At 68.6% G+C, this 24,927-nt stretch carries 23 protein-coding genes, 1 tRNA gene and 2 pseudogenes; 14 read left to right on the top strand and 12 right to left on the bottom strand.

Going from position 1 to position 24,927, the window contains the following annotated elements; genetic code table 11:
- Positions 1 to 19 precede the first annotated feature (19 nt).
- A complete protein-coding gene (locus BSY19_RS25720; protein ID WP_069056650.1) occupies positions 20 to 1,027 on the bottom strand; it encodes a TerC family protein in 1,008 nt (335 codons plus the stop codon).
- 294 nt (positions 1,028 to 1,321) lie between these two features.
- Between BSY19_RS25720 and BSY19_RS25715 the strand changes: the two genes are divergently transcribed.
- From BSY19_RS25715 to BSY19_RS25705, 3 genes are all read left to right on the top strand, one after another.
- Positions 1,322 to 2,383: an ABC transporter substrate-binding protein gene (locus BSY19_RS25715; RefSeq protein ID WP_069056649.1), complete on the top strand. Its 1,062-nt coding sequence runs from the start codon at positions 1,322 to 1,324 to the stop codon at positions 2,381 to 2,383.
- Between the two features lie 198 nt (positions 2,384 to 2,581).
- A complete protein-coding gene (locus BSY19_RS25710; RefSeq protein WP_069056648.1) occupies positions 2,582 to 3,370 on the top strand; it encodes an ABC transporter ATP-binding protein in 789 nt (262 codons plus the stop codon).
- Positions 3,367 to 4,137 (top strand): ABC transporter permease, encoded by a 771-nt coding sequence (locus BSY19_RS25705; RefSeq protein ID WP_069056647.1) that lies wholly within the window; start codon positions 3,367 to 3,369, stop codon positions 4,135 to 4,137. Before BSY19_RS25710 ends, BSY19_RS25705 begins: the two co-directional genes overlap by 4 nt.
- Before the next feature lie 162 nt (positions 4,138 to 4,299).
- Here BSY19_RS25705 and BSY19_RS25700 read toward each other — a convergent pair whose 3' ends face one another.
- Complete coding sequence (locus BSY19_RS25700; RefSeq protein WP_069056646.1) at positions 4,300 to 4,917, bottom strand: J domain-containing protein; 618 nt, start codon at positions 4,915 to 4,917, stop codon at positions 4,300 to 4,302.
- 130 nt (positions 4,918 to 5,047) lie between these two features.
- Between BSY19_RS25700 and BSY19_RS25695 the strand changes: the two genes are divergently transcribed.
- Positions 5,048 to 5,320, top strand: coding sequence for a BolA family protein (locus BSY19_RS25695; RefSeq protein WP_069056645.1), 273 nt, complete (start codon positions 5,048 to 5,050; stop codon positions 5,318 to 5,320).
- Between the two features lie 26 nt (positions 5,321 to 5,346).
- Here BSY19_RS25695 and BSY19_RS25690 read toward each other — a convergent pair whose 3' ends face one another.
- The 3 genes from BSY19_RS25690 to BSY19_RS25680 form a co-directional block, all read right to left on the bottom strand.
- Positions 5,347 to 6,540, bottom strand: coding sequence for an MFS transporter (locus BSY19_RS25690; protein ID WP_069056644.1), 1,194 nt, complete (start codon positions 6,538 to 6,540; stop codon positions 5,347 to 5,349).
- Positions 6,541 to 6,580: 40 nt separating this feature from the next.
- Positions 6,581 to 7,750 carry an acetyl-CoA acetyltransferase gene (locus BSY19_RS25685; protein ID WP_069056643.1) on the bottom strand — a complete coding sequence of 390 codons (1,170 nt, stop codon included), beginning with the start codon at positions 7,748 to 7,750 and terminating at the stop codon, positions 6,581 to 6,583.
- 140 nt (positions 7,751 to 7,890) lie between these two features.
- Positions 7,891 to 8,793, bottom strand: coding sequence for a DMT family transporter (locus BSY19_RS25680; RefSeq protein ID WP_069056642.1), 903 nt, complete (start codon positions 8,791 to 8,793; stop codon positions 7,891 to 7,893).
- Between the two features lie 191 nt (positions 8,794 to 8,984).
- Between BSY19_RS25680 and BSY19_RS25675 the strand changes: the two genes are divergently transcribed.
- The 4 genes from BSY19_RS25675 (at position 8,985) to BSY19_RS25660 (ending at position 13,951) form a co-directional block, all read left to right on the top strand.
- Positions 8,985 to 10,574 carry a D-alanyl-D-alanine carboxypeptidase family protein gene (locus BSY19_RS25675; RefSeq protein WP_069056641.1) on the top strand — a complete coding sequence of 530 codons (1,590 nt, stop codon included), beginning with the start codon at positions 8,985 to 8,987 and terminating at the stop codon, positions 10,572 to 10,574.
- Between the two features lie 55 nt (positions 10,575 to 10,629).
- Positions 10,630 to 11,487, top strand: coding sequence for a DMT family transporter (locus BSY19_RS25670; RefSeq protein WP_171905207.1), 858 nt, complete (start codon positions 10,630 to 10,632; stop codon positions 11,485 to 11,487).
- 30 nt (positions 11,488 to 11,517) lie between these two features.
- Positions 11,518 to 12,666 carry a CobW family GTP-binding protein gene (locus tag BSY19_RS25665; protein WP_069056639.1) on the top strand — a complete coding sequence of 383 codons (1,149 nt, stop codon included), beginning with the start codon at positions 11,518 to 11,520 and terminating at the stop codon, positions 12,664 to 12,666.
- Positions 12,667 to 12,799: 133 nt separating this feature from the next.
- Positions 12,800 to 13,951: a GNAT family N-acetyltransferase gene (locus tag BSY19_RS25660; RefSeq protein WP_210184399.1), complete on the top strand. Its 1,152-nt coding sequence runs from the start codon at positions 12,800 to 12,802 to the stop codon at positions 13,949 to 13,951.
- Here the strand turns inward: BSY19_RS25660 and BSY19_RS25655 are convergent.
- The gene (locus BSY19_RS25655) at positions 13,923 to 15,539 is read right to left on the bottom strand and encodes an AMP-binding protein (protein ID WP_069057394.1); all 1,617 of its coding nucleotides are present in this window, start codon (positions 15,537 to 15,539) and stop codon (positions 13,923 to 13,925) included. The two genes, BSY19_RS25660 and BSY19_RS25655, sit on opposite strands and share 29 nt — an antisense overlap.
- Positions 15,540 to 15,692: 153 nt before the next feature.
- Between BSY19_RS25655 and BSY19_RS28105 the strand changes: the two genes are divergently transcribed.
- Positions 15,693 to 15,866, top strand: coding sequence for a hypothetical protein (locus BSY19_RS28105; protein ID WP_171905205.1), 174 nt, complete (start codon positions 15,693 to 15,695; stop codon positions 15,864 to 15,866).
- Between the two features lie 14 nt (positions 15,867 to 15,880).
- Here the strand turns inward: BSY19_RS28105 and BSY19_RS25650 are convergent, their stop codons facing one another.
- The 5 genes from BSY19_RS25650 to BSY19_RS25630 all read right to left on the bottom strand — a co-directional run bounded on the left by BSY19_RS25650 (position 15,881) and on the right by BSY19_RS25630 (position 20,513).
- Positions 15,881 to 17,869 carry a protein meaA gene (locus BSY19_RS25650; protein ID WP_069056637.1) on the bottom strand — a complete coding sequence of 663 codons (1,989 nt, stop codon included), beginning with the start codon at positions 17,867 to 17,869 and terminating at the stop codon, positions 15,881 to 15,883.
- Positions 17,870 to 17,977: 108 nt separating this feature from the next.
- Positions 17,978 to 18,853 (bottom strand): aldose 1-epimerase family protein, encoded by an 876-nt coding sequence (locus tag BSY19_RS25645; RefSeq protein WP_171905204.1) that lies wholly within the window; start codon positions 18,851 to 18,853, stop codon positions 17,978 to 17,980.
- 7 nt (positions 18,854 to 18,860) lie between these two features.
- Complete coding sequence (locus BSY19_RS25640; protein ID WP_069056635.1) at positions 18,861 to 19,349, bottom strand: DUF1178 family protein; 489 nt, start codon at positions 19,347 to 19,349, stop codon at positions 18,861 to 18,863.
- Between the two features lie 64 nt (positions 19,350 to 19,413).
- Positions 19,414 to 19,671: a glutaredoxin 3 gene (gene grxC / locus BSY19_RS25635; RefSeq protein WP_066722841.1), complete on the bottom strand. Its 258-nt coding sequence runs from the start codon at positions 19,669 to 19,671 to the stop codon at positions 19,414 to 19,416.
- Between the two features lie 77 nt (positions 19,672 to 19,748).
- Positions 19,749 to 20,513 (bottom strand): ComF family protein, encoded by a 765-nt coding sequence (locus tag BSY19_RS25630; RefSeq protein ID WP_069056634.1) that lies wholly within the window; start codon positions 20,511 to 20,513, stop codon positions 19,749 to 19,751.
- Positions 20,514 to 20,752: 239 nt separating this feature from the next.
- Here BSY19_RS25630 and BSY19_RS25625 point away from each other — a divergent pair, with 239 nt between their 5' ends.
- From BSY19_RS25625 to BSY19_RS25615, 3 genes are all read left to right on the top strand, one after another.
- Positions 20,753 to 21,862: an alkene reductase gene (locus BSY19_RS25625; protein ID WP_069056633.1), complete on the top strand. Its 1,110-nt coding sequence runs from the start codon at positions 20,753 to 20,755 to the stop codon at positions 21,860 to 21,862.
- Between the two features lie 137 nt (positions 21,863 to 21,999).
- Positions 22,000 to 22,074: transfer RNA gene (locus BSY19_RS25620), tRNA-Glu, on the top strand.
- Between the two features lie 107 nt (positions 22,075 to 22,181).
- Positions 22,182 to 22,493: a hypothetical protein gene (locus BSY19_RS25615; protein WP_069056632.1), complete on the top strand. Its 312-nt coding sequence runs from the start codon at positions 22,182 to 22,184 to the stop codon at positions 22,491 to 22,493.
- Positions 22,494 to 22,782: 289 nt separating this feature from the next.
- Here BSY19_RS25615 and BSY19_RS28670 read toward each other — a convergent pair.
- Positions 22,783 to 22,877 (bottom strand): annotated as a pseudogene (locus BSY19_RS28670) (HNH endonuclease); the annotation flags it as partial.
- On the opposite strand from BSY19_RS28670, the pseudogene BSY19_RS27750 reads away from it, so the two are divergent.
- Together BSY19_RS27750 and BSY19_RS25610 are read left to right on the top strand one after the other, a co-directional pair.
- Positions 22,859 to 22,996 (top strand): annotated as a pseudogene (locus tag BSY19_RS27750) (IS256 family transposase); the annotation flags it as partial. The pseudogenes BSY19_RS28670 and BSY19_RS27750 overlap by 19 nt on opposite strands.
- A gap of 395 nt (positions 22,997 to 23,391) precedes the next feature.
- Positions 23,392 to 24,903, top strand: coding sequence for an FAD-dependent oxidoreductase (locus BSY19_RS25610; protein ID WP_150129737.1), 1,512 nt, complete (start codon positions 23,392 to 23,394; stop codon positions 24,901 to 24,903).
- The last annotated feature ends 24 nt before the right edge of the window (positions 24,904 to 24,927 follow it).

The raw sequence follows: 24,927 nt of genomic DNA, 5'->3' as shown, positions 1-24,927 counted from the left end.
GCGCGCCGTCGGGTCGGTATCAGTCCGCGTGCGGCGCCGCGTGAGCCTGGCCGCGGGTCTTCCAGAGCGAGAAGACCACGCCGCCGAGGATCAGGGCCAGCGTCACGCCCAGCGAGATCGCGGGGTCGACCTTGCCGAAGATCTGGTTCCAGAAGATCTTGCCGCCGATGAAGACCAGCACCAGAGCGAGCGCCGTCTTCAGGTATTCGAAGCGGTGGACCATCGCGGCCAGCGCGAAATAGAGCGCGCGCAGGCCGAGGATCGCCATGATGTTGGCGGTGAAGACGATGAACGGATCCGTCGTGATCGCGAAGATCGCCGGCACCGAGTCGACCGCGAAGATGAGGTCGGCGATGTTGATCACCACCAGCGCCAGGAACAGAGGCGTGGCGTAGATCAGCGTGCGGCCGGCCGCATCCGCCTGCCTGACGAAGAAGCGCTCGCCATGCAGGGTGTCGGTGACGCGCATCCGCTTCTTGAAGAAGACGATGAGCTTGTTCTTCGACATGTCCGGCTCGGCCTCGGGCACGACCAGCATCTTGATGCCGGTCGCGATCAGGAAGGCGCCGAAGATGAAGAGGATCCAGTCATACTGCTGCACCAGCGCCGCGCCGATGCCGATCATCAGGCCACGCAGGATGATCACCGCGATGATGCCCCAGACCAGCGCGCGGTACTGGTAACGCCGCGGGATGGCGAAGAAGGTGAAGATCAGCGAGATGACGAAGACGTTGTCGATCGACAGCGCCTTCTCGATGAAGAAGCCGGTGAAAAAGGTGACGCCGGCATGGGTGCCATCAGTCGTCTTGAGGTTGCCGGTCTCGAAGGCCCACCAGACGACGGCGCCGTAAAGACAGGCGAAGCCGATGTAGAAGGCCGAGAGCCTGAGGCTCTTGGCGATGCCGATTTCATTGTCGCCACGATTGAGCAGGCCGAGGTCGAAAGCGAGAAGCGCGAAAACGATCGCGAGAAAGCCGCTCCACATCCAGAGCGGCTTGCCGAGCCAGTCGGCAAGCAGAAGTTCCATGTCCGGGCGCCTATGGTTTGCGTTGATGTCGAAGGCGGTTCCGACATCGCGGCCACGTCATCCAGACATGCTCCGCCAGAGGGGCCCGGTACCACCGATGAGCCAGATGGGAGCGCCGATCCGCTTCGACAAGGGCAGCGCAACAAGATTCTGCCATGAATTTGCCGCAGCGCGCCTCCCGCGCTCCGATTGCCGCTTGACCGGCGACGCCGCTCCTTCAGTGTGGGAGCCGGCCGGCATGAAGATTGCTGAGGCCCGCCGACCACAGAAATCGAACCCATCAAGGAGATATCGATGCCCGCCCCGACCTGCCCGCCCGTCTTCGGACGCCTGCGCTCCTGCGCCGGGCGCCTCGTTCTCGCCGCCGGGTTCGCCGCCGCGCTGGTCGGGTTCGCTCCAGTCGCACAGGCCCAGACGCCGGTGCGCTTCACGCTCGACTGGCGCTTCGAGGGGCCGGCGGCGCTGTTCCTGATGGGCATCGAGAAGGGCTACTTCAAGGCCGAGGGGCTGGACGTCACCATCGACACCGGCAACGGCTCGCGCGAGGCGATCCCGCGCGTCGCCTCGGGCACCTATGATGTCGGCTTCGGCGACGTGAACTCGCTGATCCGCTTCCGCGACGAGAACCCGACCATCGACCTCAAGGCGGTGATGATGGTCTATGACAAGCCGCCCTTCTCGATCGTCGGGCGCAAGAGCCGCGGCATCACCGCCGATGTGAAGAGCCTCGAGGGCAAGAAGTTCGGCGCGCCGGCCGCCGATGCGGCGTTCGCGCAATGGCCGATCTTCAAGGCGGTCAACAAGCTCGACGACAGCAAGATGCGGCTGGAGAATGTCGGCTTCCCGGTTCGCGAGCCGATGCTCGCCTCGGGTGAGGTCGATGCCGTCTTCGGCTTCGCCAACTCGTCCTTCATCAACCTGAAGTCGCGCGGCGTGCCGGTCGACGACATCGTCGTGATGCTGATGTCTGATTACGGCGTCGAGCTCTACGGCAACGTCATCATGGTCTCGCCGAAATTCGCGGCCGAGAAGCCCGACGCCGTGCGCGGCCTGCTGCGCGCGCTCACCAAGAGCGTCAAGGACACCGTCGCCAATCCCGAACTCGGCGCGCAGCTCGTGATCAAGCGCAATGACGTCGCCAAGGTCGAGGTCGAGCTCGAGCGGCTGAAGATGACGCTGGCGCAGAATGTGATGACGCCCTGGGTCAAGGCCAATGGCTTCGGCGGCATCGACAAGGCGCGCTGGGCCAAGGCGCTCGACCAGATCGCGCTGACCTTCACCTTCAAGGACAAGGCCAAGGCGGGCGATGCCTTCACCGACGCCTTCCTGCCGGCCTCGGCCGAGCGGGTGTTCTGAGTTTCCGCAAGACGGATCCTCAAGAAGACCGACCCTCAACGGTCATCCCGGACAAGCCGCATCAGCGGCGCCGATCCGGGATCCATGCCTGAACCGTTCCGGCATGGATCCCGGGTCTCCGCGGAGTTCATCCTTGGGCCGATCGACGATCGGACCCGAGGGCTCCGCCCGGGATGACGGCGCTTGGAAAGAGCCCGATTGACCGCCTTCGTCGAACTTCACGATGTCACCCATGTCTATGGCGGCGGCGATGGTCCTCCGGCGGTCGCCGGCCTGTCGCTGAAGGTCCGCGAGGGCGAGTTCGCCGCGATCGTCGGTCCCTCGGGCTGCGGCAAGTCGACGATGATGAAGCTCGCGACCGGGCTGCAGCGGCCGAAGGCCGGCAGCGTGATCGTCGACGGACGTGAGGTCGCCGAGCCGATCAAGATCACCGGGATGGCCTTCCAGAACCCGGTCATGCTGCCCTGGCGCACCACGCTGCAGAACCTGCTGCTGCCGCTCGAGATCGTCGAGCCGCATCGCTCGCGCCTGCGCGCGAACAAGGCCGAATATGTCGCCCGCGCCGAGATGCTGCTGGAGACGGTGGGTCTCAAGGGCATGGGCTCGAAATTCCCCTGGCAGCTGTCGGGCGGCATGCAGCAGCGCGCCTCGCTCTGCCGCTCGCTGATCCACGAGCCGAAGCTCCTGATGCTGGACGAGCCCTTCGGTGCGCTCGACGCCTTCACGCGCGAGGAACTCTGGTGCGTGATCCGCGACCTGCATGCCCAGCGCGGGGTCACCGTCATCCTGGTGACGCATGATCTGCGCGAGGCGGTGTTCCTGGCCGATCGGGTGTTCTGCATGTCGGCGCGGCCCGGCCGGATCATCGCCGAGCGCGAGATCGGCTTTGCGCGGCCGCGCGATCTCGACGTGACCTACACGCCCGAATTCGCCGAGATCGTTCACGAACTGCGCGGGCATATCCGCGAGGCGAGGGCCGTGGCATGACCCGCTCGACCTGGCTCAAGCTCGCGCCCTATCTCTTCACCTTCGCCTTCTTCGCGATCTGGGAGATCGCCTGTCGCGCCTTCGCGATCTCGGCCTTCATCCTGCCGCCGCCCTCGGCGATCTGGGCGGCGCTGGTCCAGTACCAGAAGCCGCTCTACACCAACGCCTTCCACACGCTGTGGATGACGTCGCTGGGCTTCGGGCTGTCGATCCTGTTCGGGCTGGCGCTGGGGCTGCTGGTCGGCTCCTCGAAGCTGATCTATGCGGGGCTCAATCCGCTGCTGGTCGGCTTCAACTCGATTCCGAAGGTCGCGGTGGTGCCGATCCTGGTGATCTGGTTCGGCGTGGGCTGGCTGCCGCCGGTGCTGACCGCCTTCGTGATCTCGTTCTTCCCGATCGTGGTCAATGTCGCCACCGGGCTCGCCACGATCGAGCCGGAGACGGAGGACGTGCTGAAGGCGCTCGGCGCCAGCCGCATGGACATCATGACCAAGGTCGGCATCCCGCGCTCGCTGCCCTATCTCTTCGGGGCGCTGAAGGTGTCGATCACGCTGGCCTATGTCGGCTCGGTCATCGGCGAGCAGAACGCCTCCAACCTCGGCCTCGGCAACCTGATCACGCGCGCCTCGGCCGATTTCAACGTGCCGCTGATCTTCGCCGCGCTGATCGTGCTGGCGGTGCTCGGCGTCTTCCTGGTCGCGATCGTGGACATCGTCGAGAGCCGGATGACCGGCTGGGCCAAGCGCTCGCAGCTCGGCAACGCCTGAAAGTCCGCTCCAAACGCTACTGCAGCGGCCGTCTGACGCGGCCTTCTGCGCTTCCGGTGCTCACGGACTGGTGTCCGCTCCGCTCCGGTTCTCGAGGGCCGCGCCAGTCGTCTCGCAGCAGCGCGTTTTAATGCGGCCTTTGAAAGTTCTGTCTGTCGCGGGTCAGACCATGCCGGTGGATTTCAGCTGCTGATAGGCCTTCAGGATTTCCTGGAGCGTGCCCTCGCGCGAGCGGTCGCCGCCATTGGCGTCCGGATGGAAGCGCTTCACCAGCTCCTTGTATTTCGCCTTGATCGCGGCGGCGTCGGCATTCTCGTCGAGGCCGAGCGCCTCCAGCGCCTTGCGGGCGACCACGCCGACGCGCGGCTCCGGCTGCGACGCCGTCTGCGCCCGCCGCGCGCCGAAGATGTTGAAGGCGTCCTGGACATCGGGCTGCTCGGTGCCGCCCGCGGCCCGGCCGCGCTGCGCCATCCGCGCCGCCTTGGAGTTGACGCCGAGCTTCCAGGTCGGCCGGTGCCCGATGGCCGCATCCTTGGCGTAAGCCGCCAGCGCGTCGTCATCCATGCCGGCGAAGTAGTTGTAGGTGGCGTTGTAGGCCTTCACATGCTCCAGGCAGAACAGGAAGAACTTGCCTTCGCGGCCGCGTCCCTGAGGCGCGCGGAATTCGCCCGGCCGCTTGCAGCCGGGGTGGTCGCAACGCGGCGCATCGCCTTCCTCGACCGCTTCCGCTTCGGAAGGGCCGATCCTGATGCGGTCGAACAGGCGCGAGTTGAAGTTCATGGTCGAACGGTTATGAGACTCAGGAAGCGAACCGGCAAGTGCGACGCAGCATGCGTCTGCGGGGCTTGACGGCACGGGCAGGAACACAGGGCTGAAGCCCGACGGACTCCGTCAAAAGGGTGGCGCGATCATGACCGGAATGGCTGAACGGATCGCCAACAAGCTCGAGCAGGCGCTCGCGCCGCTGCATCTGAACGTGATTGACGAGTCGCACCAGCATCAGGGCCATGGCGGCTGGCGCGAGGGCGGCGAAACCCATTTCAGGGTCGAGATCGTCTCAGCGGCCTTCGCCGGCAAGAGCCGGCTCGATCGCCACCGGCTGGTCAATGGCGCCCTGGCGCAGGAATTGGCCGAAAGCGTCCACGCGCTGGCGATCGCCGCGCGGGCGCCGGGCGAGGGCTGAAGACTCACCCTCGGGAGACTCCGCCCTCAGGCTTTCGGCCGCTCGGGCGTGAAGGCATAGATCGCCGCCGAAGCCAGGAGGAGCGCGGCGAAGGCCCAGTGCAGATGAGCGAAGGTCGTGGCCGCGTCGAGGCCGGCGGCGCGCTGGCTGGCGATGAACCAGCCGGAGCCGGACTGGGTCAGGGCCGCGCCTGCGATGAAGAGGAAGTTCACGGCCGTCATGCCGCGGCCGAGCAGATGCGCCGGGAAGAACAGGCGCGCATGCGCCATCAGGATGGCATAGGTGAAGCCGACGGCGCCGATCAGCGCGAAGAGGGCGACGGCGAGGACCGAGGAGCCTGCCCCGAAGGCGGCCAGCAATGCAAAGCAGCCTGCCGTGCCGATCGTGCCCCAGAACACCAGCGGCTTGATCCGTCCGAGCGCCTTTTCGAGCCCGCCATAGATGAAGGCGCCGGCCACCATCGTCAGCGCCATCGCGGTTGCGGCGTTGCCGGCCGAGACGGCGTCGAAGCCGTGGACGCCGGCCATATACGGGCCGACCCAAAGTCCCCGTGCGGTGGCGAGGATCGCATAGGCCGTCAGCGTGATCGGGGCGAGCAGCCAGAGCGGCCGCAGCTTCAGGATGCTGGCAAGGCCGGCGAGAAGCCCCTCCGCCTTGCCCGAGGCGCTCTCGGCGCGGACAGGGTCGCGGATCAGCAGCGCGGCGAACGCGGTGGCGATGAGAAAGCAGCCCGCCATGACGAGCATGGAGGGGCGCCAGCCGAAGCGGGCGGCGGCGATGGCCAGGGGGGCGGCGCCGACGAGGTTGCCGAGCGATCCCAGCCCGATGAAGACCGAGGTCAGGAAGGCGAAGCGGCCGGGCTCGGCCGTCCGGGCGAAGAGGAAGAGGCTCGCCATGAAGATCGGTGCGCAGCCGATGCCGATCAGCGCCATCGCCAGCGTGCCCGACAGCGCGCCTGTGGCCTGGGCGAAGAGAAAGGCGCCGGCGCTGCCCACCGCCATGGCGGCGGTGACGGTGCGGCGCGGACCGAGCCGGTCGAGCGCCCAGCCGATCGGGAACTGCGCAATCGCGAAAGTGGTGAACCAGGCCGCGCCGAGCAGCCCGAATTCACGCGGGCCGATGGCGAGATCGCTCATCACCGGCCCGGCGATGACGCTCAGGAACGACCGGTAGAAGATCGACAGGAAATAGGCCGGCAGCAGCGCGAAGAAGACGATCAACGGAGGATCAGCCTTTGGGCCGAAGCGGGCTGGAAGCGGATCACTTGATCCGCTCGAGCACCGAGACGTAGTTCGCCACCGCAGAACCGCCCATGTTGAAGATGCCGCCGAGGCGCGCATCCCTCAGCTGCATGCCCTCCGGGGCCTCTCCGACGAGCTGCATCGCGCTGAGCACATGCATGGAGACGCCGGTCGCACCGATCGGATGGCCCTTGGCCTTGAGGCCGCCGGAGACGTTGACCGGCAGCTTGCCGTCCTTCTGCGTCCAGCCCTCCTTGATGGCGCGGGCGCCGTCGCCTTCGCGGGTCAGGCCCATGGCCTCGTATTCCAGCAGCTCGGCGATGGTGAAGCAGTCATGCGTCTCGACGAAGGAGAGGTCGTCGAGCGTCACGCCTGCCTGCGCCAGCGCCTGCTGCCAGGCGCGCGTCGCGCCCTCGAAGCGCAGGATGTCGCGCTTGGAGACCGGCAGGAAATCCTGGACATGGGCCGTGCCACGGAAGCCGACGGCACGGCGCATGGTCAGCGCGGTCTCCTCGTCGGCCAGCACGAGCGCGGCCGCGCCGTCGGAGACCAGCGAGCAGTCGGTGCGCTTCAGTGGGCCGGCGACATAGGGGTTCTTCTCGCTCTCCTCGCGGCAAAAGGCGAAGCCGAGGTCCTTGCGCATCTGGGCATAGGGGTTGTCGACGCCGTTCTTGTGGTTCTTGGCCGCGATCATCGCCAGCGCGTCGGACTGGTCGCCATGGCGCTGGAAATAGGCGGCGGCGATGCCACCGAACACGCCGGCGAAGCCGCCCTGGGTCGCCCCTTCCTCGGGGAGGTAGGAGGCCTTGAGCAGGTTCTTGCCGATCTCGGGGCCGGGCGTCGTGGTCATCTGCTCGACGCCGACGACGAGCACGATCTTGGCCGCGCCGGCCTTGATCGCGCGCACGCCCTGCTGCACGGCGGCCGAGCCGGTGGCGCAGGCGTTCTCGACCCGGGTCGCCGGCTTGAAGCGCAGGGCGGGATCGGCCTGAAGGACGAGCGAGGCGGTGAAGTCCTGCGCCGAGAACCCGGCGTTGAAATGCCCGAGCACGATCTCGTCGACCTGGTCGGCGGTGATGCCGGCATCGATCAGCGCGTCGGTCGTCACCCGCACGATCAGGCTTTCGATCGTCTCCGCATCCTGCTTGCCGAACGGCGTATGGGCCCAACCGACGATCGCAGCGCTCATGACTTCTCTCCCTGCCGACATTCTCAGGCGTTGACCGACTTTGTCGTCTCATGTGCGCCCGCCATCCGCGCCTCGCAAGCGGGCAGGAGCGCATTTCCGGCGTGCGTGGAAAGAGGGACCATGATGCGGAACGGTTGCGGCTAGAGCGCCGTCATCAGCAGGAGCGCGACGCCGCCGACGATCATCGCCATGCCCGCCATTTCGCGCCGGCTGGTGCCCTCGGCGAAGATCCGCCGCGAGGCGATCTGCGCCAGCGGCACCTCGATCAGTGCGAGCGTGCGGACATTGGCCGCGCTCGTCAGCGAGAAGCCGATGAACCAGCACTGCGAGGCTGCCGCACCGAGAAAGCCGGCCGACAGCGACTTGCGCCAATTGCGCAGGCTGGAGATCAGCGCCGGGCGGTTTGCGGCGAGCATGTAGAGCGTCAGGGCCAACGTCTGGAGAAACAGGCCGAGCGCCAGGATCGTGGTCGCGCGGATGAAGAAGCCGCCCTCCGGCAGGGCCTGGATCGCGCCGCGATAACCGATCGCCGAGAAGGCGAAGAAGGCCCCGGCGCCGACGCCGAGCAGGGCGGGCCGCAGCCCGGCGCGGGTCAGTTTCTCGCCCGGTTTCCACGACACCACGACGACGCCGGCGGTGGCGATCAGAACCGCCAGGAACTTCAGCGGCGTTAGCGCGTCGCCCAGCAGAAGCGCGCCGAAGATCGCGACCTGGACCGGCTCGGTCTTGGTGTAGGCGGTGGTCACGGCGAAGGAGCGCTCGCGCATCGCCGCCAGCATCAGGGCGGTGGCGGCGATCTGGGTGAGGGCACCGCCCACCGTATAGGCCAGCGCGCCGGTTCCGATCTCGGGTGGCAGGCGCCCCGCCACGGTGCAGACGATGACGAGGAAGACCACCGCGAAGGGCAGGCCGAAGAGGAAGCGCACCTGCGTCGCGCCGACGACGCCGATGATCTCGGTCAGCGAACGCTGGGTGAGGTTGCGCGCGGTCTGCAGCAGCGAAGCGGCGATGGTCGCGGGGATCCAGAGAAGGGCGAGGCTCACGCGGCAGATCCGGGCGGTCGAGGGGGTTTCCCGCTTGTGAACCCTCGGCGGCGACTAGGCAAATCGCTCCGCTGGGGGTAGGTATGCGTGCCAGGGCGGGACGATGTGCCGGCCGTCTCGAAAATGCCGCACGCGTCGCGTTGAACCCCCTTGCCTTCAGCCCTCGTCAAGCCAGGTTCAAGACCCGCCCGATGATCGTCTCCCGCCTCACCGCCGCCCTCGTCTTCGGTTCCGTGCTGGTCGGACCGGCCCATGCCGGCACCAGCCTCGTGATCGATGCCGCCAGCGGCGCGGTGCTCTCGGCAGAGAATGCGGGCCAGCCCTGGCATCCGGCCTCGACGACCAAGATGATGACGGCCTATCTCGCGCTCAAGGCGGTGCGCGACGGGCGCCTCGGGCTGGAGACCGCGATCCCGGCCTCCAAGCTGGCCGCGGGCCAGCCGCGGGTGAAGGTCTACATCAAGGCCGGCCAGGAGGTCACGCTCGACAACGCCCTGCGGATCATGATGGTGAAGTCGGCCAACGACATCGCCTATGTGATCGCCGAGGGCGTCGGCGGCGATGTCGGGCGCTTCGTGGCCATGATGAACGCGGAGGCCGCGCGGCTCGGCATGCGCGACAGCCATTTCGTCAATCCCAATGGCTGGCACCATCCCGACCAGCAGACCAGCGCGCGCGATCTCGCGATCCTCGCCATGGCGCTGATGCGCGAGTTTCCGGACTATTCGGATTACTGGAACACGCCGGCCGTCCAGCTCGGCAAGCAGGTGCTGAACAACACCAACGGGCTCGTCGGCCGCTATCCCGGCGTCGGCGGCATCAAGACCGGCTATGTCTGTGCCTCGGGCTTCAACGTCGTCGCCACCGCGACGCGTGGCGGGCGCACGCTGATCGCGGTCGTGCTCGGCGCGCTGTCCGGCACCGAGCGCACGATCAAGGCGGCGCAGCTGCTCGACGATGGCTTCTCGAAGTGGGGCGGGGGCGGATACACCGTCGCGTCGCTGCCCTCGCAGGGCGGGCGCGCCAGCAGCATCTGCGGCGATGTCCAGCGCAAGGGCGGCGGTGTCGCCCTCGCCGACGATGCCGACAGCGCGGGACCGATCGCGGCGCAAGCCACCGGCATCGGCGGCAACGCTGATGATGGCGGGCGCTTCGCGAGCGCCTCAACGCCGGCCTATGCCAGCTCTTCATCGGTCCTGACGCGCCTGCCCTCCGGCAGGGTCTCGCTCGGCCCGCGGTCCGAGGCCATTCCCGTTCCGGTCGCCTTCGGCCGCACGCCGGCCTCGGCCAACGCGCCGCTCGCCGCCAATGTCAGTGGCGGCGGCGACAGCCGGGTCGCGCGCGGCGCACCCCCGGTGATCAACCCATCGGCGCCGGTGGCCGCCGGGCTCTTCGGAGCCCAGGGCAGCGGTATCTTTGCCGATCGCGGCCGCACGCCCTCGACCAATGGCGCGATTCCGGGCGCGACCACGGCCTTCGCGCCGAGCGATCCCGAGGTGGCGCAGCCCTCCGGTACGGGCGGCCCGCTGCGGCTGCAGGGGGCCGTGCAAACCGGCGCGGCCGCGCCCGCCAGCCTGCGCGCCGGGGCCGCTGCGGGTATCAAGCCGCAGCCGCGACCACCCGCGAAGCCGCTGCTGGTCAAGCCCTCGGCCAAGGCGACGCCGGCGACGGCCGCAACGAAACCGGCGCAGGGCAAGCCCGCCCAGGCCGCCGCCAAGCCACAGCCGGTGAAGCCCGCGGCGAAGCCGAAGGCCAAGACCAAGCCCAACGACGACGCCTGAGCATGACGTCTTGACAGCCGATCCGGCTCAGTCCGCCCGGCGGCAGGGGATGTTCATGGCGCTGGCTTCGGCCGCGGCCTATGGCACGAACATCGTCAGCGCACAGATCGCCGGTCAGGCCGGCTTGAGCGGGCCGCTGCTCGTTTTCTATCGCGTCTTCATCATGCTCGCGCTGGTGGGACTGGCGCTGCTGATCTGGCGCTCCTCGCTTGCCGTCCCGCGCTCCGAGCGTCGCGCGCTCCTGCTCTTCGGGGTGATGAGCGCGCTGGTCGGCTCGGCCTATCTCTCCTCCGTCGCCTTCCTGCCGGTGACGGTCGCAGCCGTGGTGTTCTTCACCTATCCGGTGCTGATCGTGCTGGCCGAGCCCTTCGTGACGCGCATTGCCTTCCGGCCGGAGCGTCTGCTTGCGGCGCTGGTGGCCTTCGTCGGCGTCGCGCTGGTGGTGGGGCCGGATTTCCATGGGCTCGATCCCCGCGGCCTCGTTCTGGCGCTGCTCGCCAGCCTCGGCGCCGCCACGCAGTTCTTCGCCGGAGCCGCCCTGACGCGCACGCCGCTGACGGCCCGGCTGTTCTGGTCGCATGTGCTGATCCTGCCGGTGACCGCGCTGATCCTGGTCGTCACCGGCGGCTTCCAGTCGCCGGCCGCCTTCGCGCTGGCGCCGCTGGCCGCGGCGGTGACGATCGGCGGGTATCTGATCGGCTTCCTGCTGCAGGTCTCGGCGATGACGCGGATTTCGCCCGGGGCGGCCGGCCTGGCCTACTGTGCAGAGCCGGTCTGCGCGGTTTTGATCGCTGCGGTGGTGCTCGGCGAGCGGCTGGGGCCGCTGCAATATCTCGGCTGCGCCCTTGTCGTCGTCACGCTCGTCATTAATGTAACATTAGAACATATGCGGCGCCCGACAGCGCCGGCCTGAAACCCTGCGTCCGAGGCGAGTGCCGTCGTCATGTCCCTTTCGCAAGCCCGTCCCGAGCCGCTGCCGCTGACCCTGCTGACCGGGTTCCTGGGCGCGGGCAAGACGACCCTGCTCAACCGCCTGCTGAAGGATCCCGCGCTCGCGCAGACCGTCGTGATCGTCAACGAGTTCGGTGAGGTCGGTCTCGACCACCTGCTGATCCAGGGCGTCGAGGACGGCATGATCCTGCTCGATTCCGGCTGCCTGTGCTGCACGATCCGCGACGACCTGATCGTGACGATGGAAGATCTGCTGCGGCGGCGCGACAATGGCCGCATCAGCCCGTTCAGCCGGGTCGTGATCGAGACGACGGGCCTCGCCGACCCCGCGCCGATCCTCAACGTGCTGATCAACCACCCCTATCTCGCGATGCGCTTCCGGCTCGACGGCGTGGTGACGCTGGTCGATGCCGTCAACGGCATGGCGACGCTGGACGCGCATGAGGAGGCGCGCAAGCAGGTGGTCGCAGCCGACCGCCTGGTGCTGACCAAGGCGGATCTGGTGGATGGCCTGGCCCAGCTGGCACCGTTGCGGCAGCGCCTGGCGCTGCTCAACCCCGGCGTCGCCGTGCTCGGCCCACAGGCGGCCGCCAGTTCGCTCTTCGGCGCCGGCCTCTACGATCTGGCCCTGCGTCCGGCCGAGATCGGCCAGTGGCTGGCGCGCGAAACCCTGCCGGGCGAGCGGCCGCAGCACGCTCACGACCATGGCGAGCACCATCATGGGCACCATCACGATCATGGGCACGACCATGCCCATCACGGCCATGACCATCACGACCACCATCACCACGACGTCAACCGGCACGACGCCAGCATCCGCGCCTTCGCGCTGACGGCGGACAGGCCGATCCAGCAGGCCACGGTCGATCTGTTCTGGACGCTGCTGCGTTCGGTGCACGGGCCGAAGCTGCTGCGCATGAAGGGGCTGGTGCAGGTCGCCGAGCACCCCGACCAGCCGCTGCTGCTGCATGCCGTGCAGCAGATCCTGCATCCCCCGGTGATCCTCGAGGCCTGGCCCGACGACGACCGCCGCTCGCGCCTCGTGCTGATCGTCAAGGACATCGAGGAGAGTGTGGTGCAGCGGCTCTGGGCCGCCTTCCTCGGCCAGGCCGCTCAAGCCGGGACCGCCGTCAGCGCCTGAGCCGCGGGCTTCGGCCCCGATCTTGAAGCGAACCTCCAGATCGGTCGCGAGCGAGGCTGAAACTTGCCGATTCGGCACAGCCTCGCTCCAGATCGACCCAGCGCGGCGGAGGCAGGATCGCATGGATCGGGTCATGGCGTTGAGGGGGGCACCCTCGATGGGCGCGGAGAGCCGGGCGGCGTCGGTGGCGCCACACCAGCCGGAGCAGCCCATCGTCCTCGAAGCCCGGCCGCTGGCGGCCTGCGGCGAGATTGCCGGCGCCTGGGCGCATCTGGCCGGGCGCGCGCTCGAACCCAACCCGTTCTACGAGCCGGGCTTCCTGCTCGCGGCCGCGCAGCATCTCGTCGCCTTCCGGGAGGTCATGGTCCTGCTCGCCTGGCAGGGTGCCGAGGACGGGCCGCAGCGGCGCCTGCTCGGCTTGGTCCCGGTCTTTCCCCGGAACGGCTTCTTCCTGCCGGATGCGCTGATCGGCCTCAGCGACCGGCGCGTCGCCCATGGCGCGCCGCTGCTCGACCGGCAGAGCGCGGGCGCCGTCATCGAGGCCCTCCTCGCGCCGCGCCGGCAGCGCCTGCTCGATGGGCGCGGGCTCGTTCTGCGGGCGATCGAACGCAACGGGCCCCTGGCCGCGACCTTGCGCGAACTGGCCGAGACCGGCCGCCTCGGCGTCTCGTCGCTGCCCGCAGCCCCGCCTGCGCCGGCGCTGCCCCGCTCCGCCGCCTCGCTGGCGGCGCCGAAGGGAGCGGGCGGGCTGAAGCTCGTCGAACCGCGCTCGCAGGCCGCCCTGCGCGATGCCGTCGAGATCATCCTGGCGATGGAGGCGTCCGGGCCGCGCGGCCGGAGCGGCGCTGCGACGCTGCACGACACGCGTGAGGTCGGGTTCCTGAGGGCCATGACCCGCAGCCTCGCGCGCGGCCGGCAATGCCGGGTCGGGCTGCTGATGCAGGAGGAGACGCCGGTCGCGGGCGCGATCGTGATCGGTCGGGGCGCGCGGAGCTGGCTCTATCTCGGCGTCGAGGATGAGGCGATGGCCGGGCGCGAGCCGCTGCGGGACCTGCTCGCCGCCATGCGCAGGGCGATGCCGGCCCGCCGCATCTTGCTGCCGGCAGGCCTGCCCGCCGATGAGGACGGCCTCCACTCGCTCGGCGACGTCGCCCTCTCGGCCTCCAGCGCGGCCGCGCCGCGCGACCTCGCCGGCCGCGCGCGGGACGCGATCCGGCGCTCGCTGACGCGGCTTCCGCTGATGGGTCGTTCCGGGGTCAAGCCTCCGCGCGCAGGAGCCGCCTGACGATCTTGCCGGTGGTGGTCATCGGCAATTCGTCGCGGAAGGCGATCTCGCGCGGATATTCATGGGCGGACAGCCTGCGGCGAACGAAGTCCTGCAGCTCGGCCGCGAGTTCGGGCGTGCCGCGCAAGCCCTCCTTCAGCACGACGAAGGCCTTGACGATCTCCGTGCGCAGCGGGTCCGGCTTGCCGACGACGGCGGCGATGGCCACCGCGTCATGCCGCAGCAGGCAATCCTCGATTTCGCCCGGGCCGATGCGATAGCCCGAGGAGGTGATGACGTCGTCGTCGCGGCCGACGAAGCGGACATAGCCGTCCGCATCCTGCACCGCCTGATCACCGGTCTTCATCCAGTCGCCGACGAACTTGGCCTGCGTCGCCGCCTCGTTGCCCCAGTAGCCCAGGAACATGACCGGGTCGGGCCGGCGCACCGCGATCTCGCCCTGCTCGTCGGGCGCGCAGACCGACCCATCGGGCCGGATGATCGCGACCTCGTGGCCCGGCACAGCCTTGCCGATGAAGCCCGGACGGCTGACGCCGATGGCGGCGCAGGAGGCCAGCACGAGGTTGCACTCGGTCTGCCCATAGGCCTCGTTGATGGTCAGCCCCAGCGCTTCATGACCCCAGGCCAGCGTCTCCGCGCCGAGCGCCTCGCCCGCGGCGGCAACCGTGCGCAGCCGCAGCGCGAAACGCTCGCGCGGGCGCTCGACGCTGCGCAGCATCCGCAGCGCCGTCGGCGGCACGAAGGCGTTGCGGATGTGCAGGTCGGCCATCAGGCGGAAGGCCTCTTCCGGCTCGAAGCGCGTCACGGGCCGCGCCACGACCGCGACGCCGAAATGCAGCGCCGGCAGCAGCATGTTGAGCAGGCCGCCGGCCCAGGCCCAGTCGGCCGGCGTCCAGGCCAGGTCGCCTTGCTGCGGCAGGAATTCATGCGGCATCTGCACGCCCGGCAGATGGCCGGCGAGGACGCGGTGGCCATGCAGGGCGCCCTTGGGATTGCCGGTGGTGCCGGAGGTGTAGATCATCAGGGCCGGATCGTCCGGGCCTGTCGCCGCGACCGTGCCGTCGGGCCGGGCGTCTGCGAGCAGGGCGCTCCAGTCGAGCGCATCGCCATCGGCGCCGTCCGTCGAGATGGTCAGCGAAAGCTGTGGCAGCGGCTGCGCGATCTGGCGACGCTTGGCCAGCCCCGGCGCGTCGGTGACGAGGACCTTCGCGCCGGAATCCAGCAGCCGGTAGGCCAGGGCATCCACGCCGAACAGGGCGGCCAGAGGCACGGCAATGGCGCCTATTTTGTAGGCAGCCAGATGCGCGGTCAGGACGCAGCGGCCCTGCGGCAACAGGATCGCGATACGGTCGCCGGCCTGCACGCCGCGCCGGCGCAGCCCGTCCGCCAGCCGGTCGGACGCTTCGCGCAAGGCACCGAAACTGACCGGCGTGACCCGCCAGTCTCGCGAAACCTCGATGATCGCAGGGCGGCTGGCGTCCAGCGCCGCCCATCGGTCGCAGACCTCGGTCGCGATGTTGTAACGGGACGGGATCTGCCAGCGGAAGGCGCGGCGCAGCGCCTGGTGGTCGCGAAGGTCGGGAAGGATCAAGGCTATGGTCCGGGGGAAGGCGCCAAAATAGGCAGGAAGTGCGGTGTTGTCACCGTCAGCGAGCACGAGGCTGCCTCGCCATCCGTGCGGGGGCATGGCAGGCTGCGACGTAAGGAGAGGCTGGGCTGCCCGGCGGAACGAGACCGATCAATGCAGGATGCCGCCGCTTTCCTGGCCATCATGGCCGTTCCGCTGATTGTCGTCATCGCCATGGTCCGCCGCGCCGCGCGCTCGGGGGAGGCCTCGACGAGTGACGATGGCGGCGGCGGCTGGTTCTCGGGCGATAGCGACGGCGGCGGGGATGGCGGCGGCGGAGGTGACTGAGGCACGGGGCACGGTCAGGGCCGGTCCTTGGCCGCGAGTCCCGCGACGTCGGCGATGATGCCGTCGAGCTCGAAGTTCTTCGGGGTGTAGACGGCCGCGACGCCCATGTTGCGCAGCGCGTTCTCGTCGTCGGGCGGGATGATGCCGCCGACGACGACGGGCACGTTCATGCCGGCGACGCGCAACCGGGCGGTGACGTCGCGCACCAGCGGCAGATGTGAGCCCGAGAGGATCGAGAGCCCGATGATGTCGGCCTGCGTCTCCTGCGCCTGGGCGACGATTTCCTCTGGCGTCTGGCGGATGCCGCCATAGCTCACCGCCATCCCCGCGTCGCGGGCGCGCACCGCGATCTGCTCGGCGCCGTTGGAGTGGCCGTCGAGACCGGGCTTGCCGACGAGGAAGCGCGGCGTGCGGCCGAGCTTCTCGGTGGCGCGTGCCACCGCGGCCTTGACGGTGGCGAGTCCTTCATTGCTGCCGAGCTTGGTTGTGTCGACGCCTGTGGGGGCGCGATATTCGCCGAAGATCTCGCGCAGGGTCTGCGCCCATTCGCCGGTGGTGACGCCGGCCTTGGCGCAGGCGATCGAGGCCGGCATGACGTTGCGCCCCTCCTTTGCCGCGGACGAGAGCTCGCCGAGCGCCGCCTGTGCGGCGCTGGCGTCGCGGGCGGAGCGCCAGGCCTTGAGCCGGCCGATCGCTTCGAGCTCGACGGAATCGGGCACGGTCACGACGCTGCCCTCGCCGGCCGAGAGGGGGGACGGTTCGCTGCTGGTGAACTTGTTGACGCCGATGACGATCTGCTCGCCGCGCTCGATCGCCTCGATACGGCGCGCGCCGTTCTCGACCAGCGCCTGTTTCATGTAGCCGGTCTCGATGGCGGCGAGCGCCCCGCCCATGGCGTCGATCGTCGCCAGCTCGGCCAGCGCTGCCGCCTTGAGGTCGGCCACCTTGGCGTCGATCACGGTCGAGCCGTCGAAGATGTCGCCGAATTCGAGCAGGTCGGTCTCATAGGCCAGGACCTGCTGCATGCGCAGCGACCACTGCTGATCGAAGGGACGCGGCAGGCCGAGCGCCTCGTTCCAGGCCGGCAACTGCACGGCGCGCGCGCGGGCCTTCTTCGAGAGCGTCACCGCCAGCATCTCGATCAGGATGCGGTAGACGTTGTTCTCGGGCTGCGGCTCGGTCAGCCCCAGCGAATTCACCTGTACGCCATAGCGGAAGCGGCGCATCGCTTCATCCGCGACGCCATAGCGGCCGAGCGTGATCTCGTCCCACAGCTCGACGAACGCCCGCATCTTGCAGAGCTCTGTGACGAAGCGCATCCCGGCATTGACGAAGAAGGAGATGCGGCCGACGAGCTCGGGGAACTCCGCCGCCGAGACCTCGGGCCGGGCCCGGATCGAATCCAGCAGCGCGATCGCGGTCGCCAGCGCGAAGGAGAGCTCCTGCACCGGCGAGGCGCCGGCTTCCTGCAGATGGTAGGAGCAGACGTTCGTCGGGTTCCATTTCGGCAGTTCACGCGTGGTGAACACGACGATGTCGGTGGTCAGCCGCATCGAGGGGCGCGGCGGGAAGACATAGGTGCCGCGCGAGAGGTATTCCTTGACCAGGTCGTTCTGCGTCGTGCCCTGCAGCGCCTTGCGGTCCGCCCCCTGCTCGTCGGCCACCGCGATGTAGAGCGAGAGCAGCCAGGCCGCCGTCGCGTTGATCGTCATCGAGGTGTTCATCTGCGCCAGCGGGATCTGGTCGAACAGCGCCCGCATGTCACCGAGATGGGCGATGGGCACGCCGACCTTGCCGACCTCGCCGCGCGCCAGCACATGGTCGGGGTCGTAGCCGGTCTGGGTGGGCAGGTCGAAGGCGACCGAGAGGCCGGTCTGCCCCTTGGCGAGGTTGTTGCGGTAGAGCTTGTTGGATTCCGAGGCGTCGGAATGGCCCGCATAGGTGCGGAAAATCCAGGGCTTGTCGCGCTTCGCCGACGGGCCGGCGGGGTCGATCGCGTTCATGCCGTTCCACCCTCTTTTCAGAGCAATCTCAATGTTGCACTGCGGCGAGAATAACGCCAGAGGGGCGGGGAAGTCGCTTGCGACCTTCGGATGAGCGCGAAAGGCGCCTCAGGCGGGTCGTTCGACGCCGAAGGTCGCGGTCAGCGTGAAGCTGCGCACCTCGCCCGGGGCGAGCACGATCGCGCCGGCGCGCCGGTCGAGCGGCTCGTCGGGATCGGCCGGCGAGGTCAGGCCGTGCCAGGGCTCGATGCAGATGAAGGGGCCGTTCGGCTTGGTCCAGATGCCGAGTTGCGGCAGGTCGGCGAACCCGAGCGCGATGCCGGGGCGGCCATCCGCACCATACCAGGCCTGGCTGCCCGCGCCCCCCGGAATGATCAGCGCATCGTCGGCGAAGAGCTGATGATCGAGCGTGAGCACGCCGTTGACGAAGGCGGTGGGGTGGAGGTCGGGCGCGCGCAGGCCCTCCGCGTCGAGCCGCTGATGGCCGGGACTCGCGCCATTTCCGAGATGGATGCGATGTGCCAGCCCGGCGCTCTCCGGGAGCGGCCAGGGGAAGGCCGGGTGATAGCCGAAGCAGAAGGGCATCGGCGCCGCGCCGGGATTGGCGACCCGCGCCGTCATGGCGAGCGAGGACCCCTCGAGCCGGTAGCTCATGTCGAGGATGAAGGCGAAGGGATAGGCCGCGCGCGTCCCGTCGTCGTCGGTGAGCCGCAGCGTGCAGGAGATGACGTCCTGCGCGACCGCCTGGAACCGGGCGGTGCGGGCGATGCCATGGCTCCGGATCGGGTAGCGCGCGCCGTCGATCAGCACCTGTCCGCCCGGATGTTTGCCGATCACCGGAAAGAGCAGCGGCGAGCGCCCGGCCCAGATCGCCGGATCGCCGCTCCAGAGCCAGTCGCGGCCCTGTGCGTCCCGGACGGACTGCAGTTCCGCCCCGAGCGGGGCGATCTCGACGGCCAGGGTGTCGTTGCGCAGGCTGATCATCGGCGCATCAATGCCCGGCATCGGGCAGGCGCGGCAGTGGCATGAACTCGACGCCTTCCTCATGCAGCATGCGGGCGTCCTCCAGGCTGGCCTCGCCATAGATGGCGCGGCTGTCGCTCTCGCCGTGATGGATCTTCAGGGCCTCTTCCGCAAAGCGCGGCCCGACATGCTCGGCATTCTCCGCCACCTGCCGATGCAGCTCCGCGAGCATCTGGCGGAGCGCGATCTCCTTCTCGCCCATCAGCGCGACAGGGGCGGCCTCGGGCGCGGCCGCGGCGACCGCCGGGCCGGCTGACGGCGCCGGTGTCTCGATCATCGTCTTGCCGCGGTCGGTGCGGGCGACATGCGGCGCCATGATCGCGCGCTCGACCTTGATGCTGTTGCAGACCGGGCAGGAGACGAAGCCGCGCCTGGCCTGTTCCTCGAAGCTGGCGGAGGTGGCAAACCAGCTCTCGAAGTCGTGGGCCTGCTCGCAGATGAGGGCGTATTTGATCATGGCGCGATGGCAGGCTGACGGCCTGACGTGCCGCCGGAACCGGACGTCGTGGGAGGACTGGCGCTCACGCGGCCAGCAGCTTGTCGAGTTCGCCGCGCGCGTCGAGCGCGTGGATGTCGTCGGAGCCGCCGACATGCGTCTCGCCGATGAAGATCTGGGGAACCGAGGTGCGTCCGCCGGCCCGGGCGGTCATCGCCTGGCGCAGCTCCGGCTTGCCGTCGACGTCGATCTCGTCGAAGGCGACGCCCTTCTTCGTCAGCAGCGACTTGGCGGCCTTGCAATAGGGGCACCAGGAGGTGGTGTAGATGGTGACGGGAGGCATCGCGCGGGGTCCATCGGGTTGGGGCTGAGCCCAATGTAGGGGCTCGTCATGGTTTCGTCACCGGGCGAAACGTCCGGTCAGGTGCCATCCGAGACGACGCGCGCGAAGGTCAGGATGTCGACCGTGCGCGCCCCGCCGCGCAGCAGCGCCCGCGCCGCGGCATTGCCGGTCGCGCCCGTGGTCAGGACGTCGTCGACCAGCAGCACGCGGCGGCCCTCGATCTGTGGCCGCGCCGCCGGCAGGACCCTGAACGCACCCTGGAGATTGTCGGCCCGCTGCGCCCGCGTCAGCCCGACCTGCTGGCGCGTGCGCTTGACCCGCGTCAGAGCCAGCGGCGCGAGCGGCACAGCCGATCCGCGCGACACCACCTGCGCCAGCGCCGCCGCCTGGTTGAAGCGCCGGCTCCAGAGCCGGAACCGGTGCAGCGGCACGGGGACGATCACATCGGCGTCGGGCAGCAATTCGCGGCCGGCCTGGATCATCATCCGCCCCATCGTCAAAGCGAGGTCGGTACGGTCGCCATATTTCAGCCGGTGGACCAGTTCGCGGGCCTTGCCGTCGAAGCGGCAGACGGCACGGGCGCGCGCAAACACCGGCGGATCGGCGATGGCGGCCGGCGAGACAATCCCCTCGCCGAGATCGACGGCGAAGGGCGTGCCCAGCCGCTCGCAATAGGGCCGCTCGATGAAGCGCATCTCGCCCCAGCAGGTCGGGCAGAGGGCCTGTGCCTCGCCCGTTGCAGCCTGGCAGGCGATGCAGGAGGGCGGGTAGACGATGTCGACGGCGGCCCGCAGACCGGCTCCGAGCCAGCCTGTAGCGGGCCGGACGACGTGCTGCAGCATCCGGCGGGAGATGGTTTGTTTCGCCTCGGAGGCGCCGGGGAGAGGATCGTCGTCGAGGGCTGGGGCCGTGGCGGCGGGATCGTGTCGTTCACGAAAGCCTGATGTCCCGGCCCTGTCATGCTGCATTGCAGCACCTATCTTGAGGGCGTCCGACCGTCGGGGCCGCCGCATCGCCTGCGCCGCCCCGGACGGCCTCCCTTTCTGTCGGCCGCGCCGCGGCCCCTCCGAGGACCACCCCCATGACCCGATCCGATCCGTCCCACCCGACGCTGTTTTCGCCGTTGCGCCTCGGCGACATCGATCTCGCCAACCGCGTCGTCATGGCGCCGCTGACGCGCAATCGCGCGACCCATGGCAATGATGCGCCCAACGCGCTCAATGTCGAGTATTATCGCCAGCGCGCCGGCGCGGGCCTGATCATCTCCGAGGCCACGCAGATCTCGCAGCAGGGCCAGGGCTATGTCTGGACGCCCGGCATGTACACCGCCGAGCAGGTCGCCGGCTGGAGGGCCGTGACCGACGCCGTCCATGCCGAGGGCGGCAAGATCATCGCCCAGCTCTGGCATGTCGGCCGCATCAGCCATGTCTCGCTGCAGCCCGGTGGGCAGGCGCCGGTCGCCCCCTCCGCCATCCCCGCCAAGGGCAAGACCTATGTCGAGAGCGGCTTCGTCGACGTCTCGGCGCCGCGCGCGCTCGCGCTGGAGGAACTGCCGGGGATCGTCGCCGACTATGTGAAGGCGGCCGAGAACGCCAAGGCCGCCGGCTTCGACGGCATCGAGATCCATGCCGCCAATGGCTATCTGCTCGACCAGTTCCTGCGCGACGGCACCAATACGCGCAGCGACGCCTATGGCGGCTCGATCGAGAACCGCACGAGGCTGACGCTGGAGGTGGTCGATGCGGTGGTGAATGTGTTCGGGAAGGGGCGCGTCGGCATCCGCCTGTCGCCGGTCACGCCCGCCAACGATGCGCGCGACAGCGACCCGCAGCCGCTGTTTGCGCATCTCGTCGCCCGGCTGGACGAGGCAGGGCTCGCTTTCATCCATGTCATCGAGGGCGCGACGGGCGGGCCGCGCGACTTCCTGCCGTTCGACTATGACGCGCTGCGTAAGGCCTTCCGCGGCGCCTATATCGCCAATAACGGCTTCGACCGCGCCTCGGCGATCGAGGCGGTCGCGAGCGGGCGCGTCGATGCGGTCGCCTTCGGCCGGCTCTTCATCGCCAATCCCGACCTCGTCGACCGGCTGCGGCGCGACTCAGCCCTGAACACGCCCGAGCCCTCGCTGTTCTATGGCGGCGACGGCAAGGGCTACACCGACTATCCGACGCTGCAGGACGCGGCGGCCTGACGACCGGCCTCGCCCGCGGCGATCCGTCTACCGGGAGGGGGCGCATCTCGGCGCCCCCTTCGCAATTTTCAGCATCGCCGTGCAAAAACAGTTGCAGGCGGGCAGCGGTGCGATTAAACAGCAGCCCTTGCCGCGCTGCTCCCATCGTCTAGCGGTCAGGACGTCGCCCTCTCACGGCGAAAACTGGGGTTCGATTCCCCATGGGAGCGCCACTGCGCGCGCTTTTCATTGAATTTTCACGGTTTTTCTGCGATTGTCAGCCCGTTCGGCGCTGGCTGGTTAGAATGCTGGTTAGAATCGGCCTTCGAGCGAGGTGCCGATGGGCCGCTTCAACAGCAATGGCAATCCGTTCCTGATCGAGCACCCCGAGGGTGGGTTCACCTATTTCCGCAATGTTCCGCCCCGGTTGAAGTCCGTCCTGTCGGGTGAGGTCAAACTCCCTTGGAATGGGGCGAGGCGGTCCATTGGTGGACGAGGGACAATTAAGATCGCGCTGGGGACCCGCGATCTCCAGCTGGCCCGCAAGCGCTGGCTCGACGTCCATCCTCAGGTGGAAGGTCACGTGGAAGCGGCGACGCTGCGAACGATGCAGACCGCCAGGCCTATCGCTGTTCGGGCGGTATCGGGGTGACCTGAGACCCTGATCCCCGTTCAGATTTGAGTAGAGTCCGTCACACAATGCGACGGACAATGCGCCCCTCACGATTTACGGAAGAGCAGATCATCGGGATGCTGAAATAGCTGTGCTGGACTCGAATTTTCCGAGAGCGGCGCGCGGGGAGGGTCGGTGCCCATAGGCGGGGCCGGGATCAGAAGCATGGTCTAACCAATCGGGAGTCAAAGCCGCCCCGCCGCTTGGCAAATTGCGCGCAGCGGTTGTGTCGCTGATGGTGGCGTCGATGTGGATGCTGAGGTCATGAGAGAGGCCGATCGAACATCCAATGAGCCGTTCCCGATAGTGCGATGCCATTGCTGAGCTGTCCGGGCCGCTTGCCACGACTGGCCGAGAAGACGCTTACTGCCGTAATCCAGAAGGCCTGAATCTCGGGCATTCCGACCGGCTCGGCCGACGATCTGGTCAAGGCTCTTGGGATGAGCTGCATCTCCAAGAGCCGGGTTTCGCGGTTCTGCGCCCCTTTCGGTCAATGCGGGAAAGTGCCTGTCGGGGAGGGGAAATTGGCCCGGCCAAAGCCGGCATCGTGGTGTCCCCGCGAAGCGACACCATCATCAGGGACACGACCTCTCGAAACACGTAGCAATGCCTTCGAGGATGGAAGGATGCGGTGCGAGAGGCTCCTCGATGGCATGGCGCCGTGCCTTGATCCTGCTCGACAGGTGCGATGTTCCCGGCGGTGACTGGGCTCCAAGGCGCGGCTGGAACAGGTCCCAGCCTGGCCAGTATGGCCGAAAACCCCACGCCTCGGCGATGCCGGTTCATTCGATTTTCAAAGACGGAAACGACACGGCTTCATAGTTGACTGCCCACTGCGATCCTGCATACTGACCTGCAGGTCAGTAAGGAGCGTGACGTGAGTCAGCCTGTATTCGATCTGATTGTGGTGGGCGGCGGCGGCGCGGGCTTGATGAGCGCTCTGGCCGCAGCGCGACACGGTCGATCCGTGCTGCTCCTGGAAAAGGCGGCCGAGCTCGGCGGCACCACCGGCCTTTCCGTTGGTACGGTCTGCGCGTCCGGGACGCGGCTGCAGCGCGAGATGGGCATCGACGACGATCCCGATGCGCATTTCGCCGATCTCGACGCGTTTGTCGGCCCGCTCAGCAACCGCGATAATCTCGCTCTGCGCCGGATCCTGGTCGACGAGGCGCCCAAAACCATCGCGCTGCTGGAGGAGGTGGGCGTCACCTTCATGGGACCACTCTCGGAGCCGCCGCACCGCGTGCCGCGGCTCCACGCCATCATCCCGCATTCGCGCGGCTTCATCGTCCACCTCGAAAAGGCGTGCAAGGCGAGCGGAGTCACGATTCGCACGAACCAGCCGGTCAGCTCGCTGATCTATCGGGACGATAGGGTGCGCGGCGTCGTCGTTGGCGCGGATCGGGATGCAGATGGAGCCACGCAGGTCCATGCGCGGCTCGGCGTGATCCTGGCTTCGGGAGACTTCAGCTCGGCTCCGTTGGACTTCAAGCGGCGTTACATGAACGGGCCGCTGCTGGACATCGGCGGCATCAATCCGGCCAGTACCGGCGATGGGCAGGCGATGGGCGAGACAGTCGGCTCCGAGGTCTTGAACGGCGATCTGGCCTGGGGACCGGAGATTCGGTTTGCGGCGCCGCCGCGCCCGAGCCTGATCGCACGCTTGCCGACGAGCCCCTGGTTTGCGCGGCTCGTGCTGGCGGCCAAGAAGCACCTGCCGGATGCGGTGGTGCGCCCGTTCCTCTTGCGGTTCGTCACCACCTATCTCGCGCCGTCGCATGGTCTCTTCCGCTCCGGCGCGATTCTGGTCAACCAGCGCGGCGAGCGTTTTTGCGACGAATGTGCGCGTCCCCAGGATGAGATCGGGCGCCAGCCGGGGCAATCGGCCTTCATTATCTGCGACCAGGTGATCGCCGGGCGTTTCGAGACCTGGCCTAATTTCGTCTCGACCGCGCCGGGGGTCGGCTTTGCCTATCTCTCGGACTATGCCCGCTCGCGACCCGATCTCTACACCACGGCGCCGACACTGCTGCAGCTTGCCGTTAAGATCGGCGTGCCGCCCGACAGCCTGGCCGCCAGCGTCGCCTCGCACAATGCCGCGCTCGGCAACGGCGATCCGGCCGGCGCGCGCCTGCCGATCGTGAAGGGGCCGTTCGTCGCGCTCGGCCCGGCAAGGTCCTGGATCGTGTTCAGCGAGGGCGGCCTCCGGATCGACACCGACTTCCGGGTGCTCGATCGTGGCGGTGTCGCCATCCCCGGGCTCTACGCCGCCGGCTCTGCCGGGCAAGGCGGTGTGCTCCTGGAAGGTCACGGCCACCATCTCGCCTGGGCCTTCACATCGGGCCGGCTCGCCGGCCGCAATGCCGCCACGGCTGCACTGCCCGACTGACGTCACCCGATGCAAGACGGGCCG

This window comes from Bosea sp. RAC05, assembly GCF_001713455.1.
GTDB lineage: Bacteria > Pseudomonadota > Alphaproteobacteria > Rhizobiales > Beijerinckiaceae > Allobosea.
This window is presented reverse-complemented; position numbering and strand designations above follow the sequence as displayed.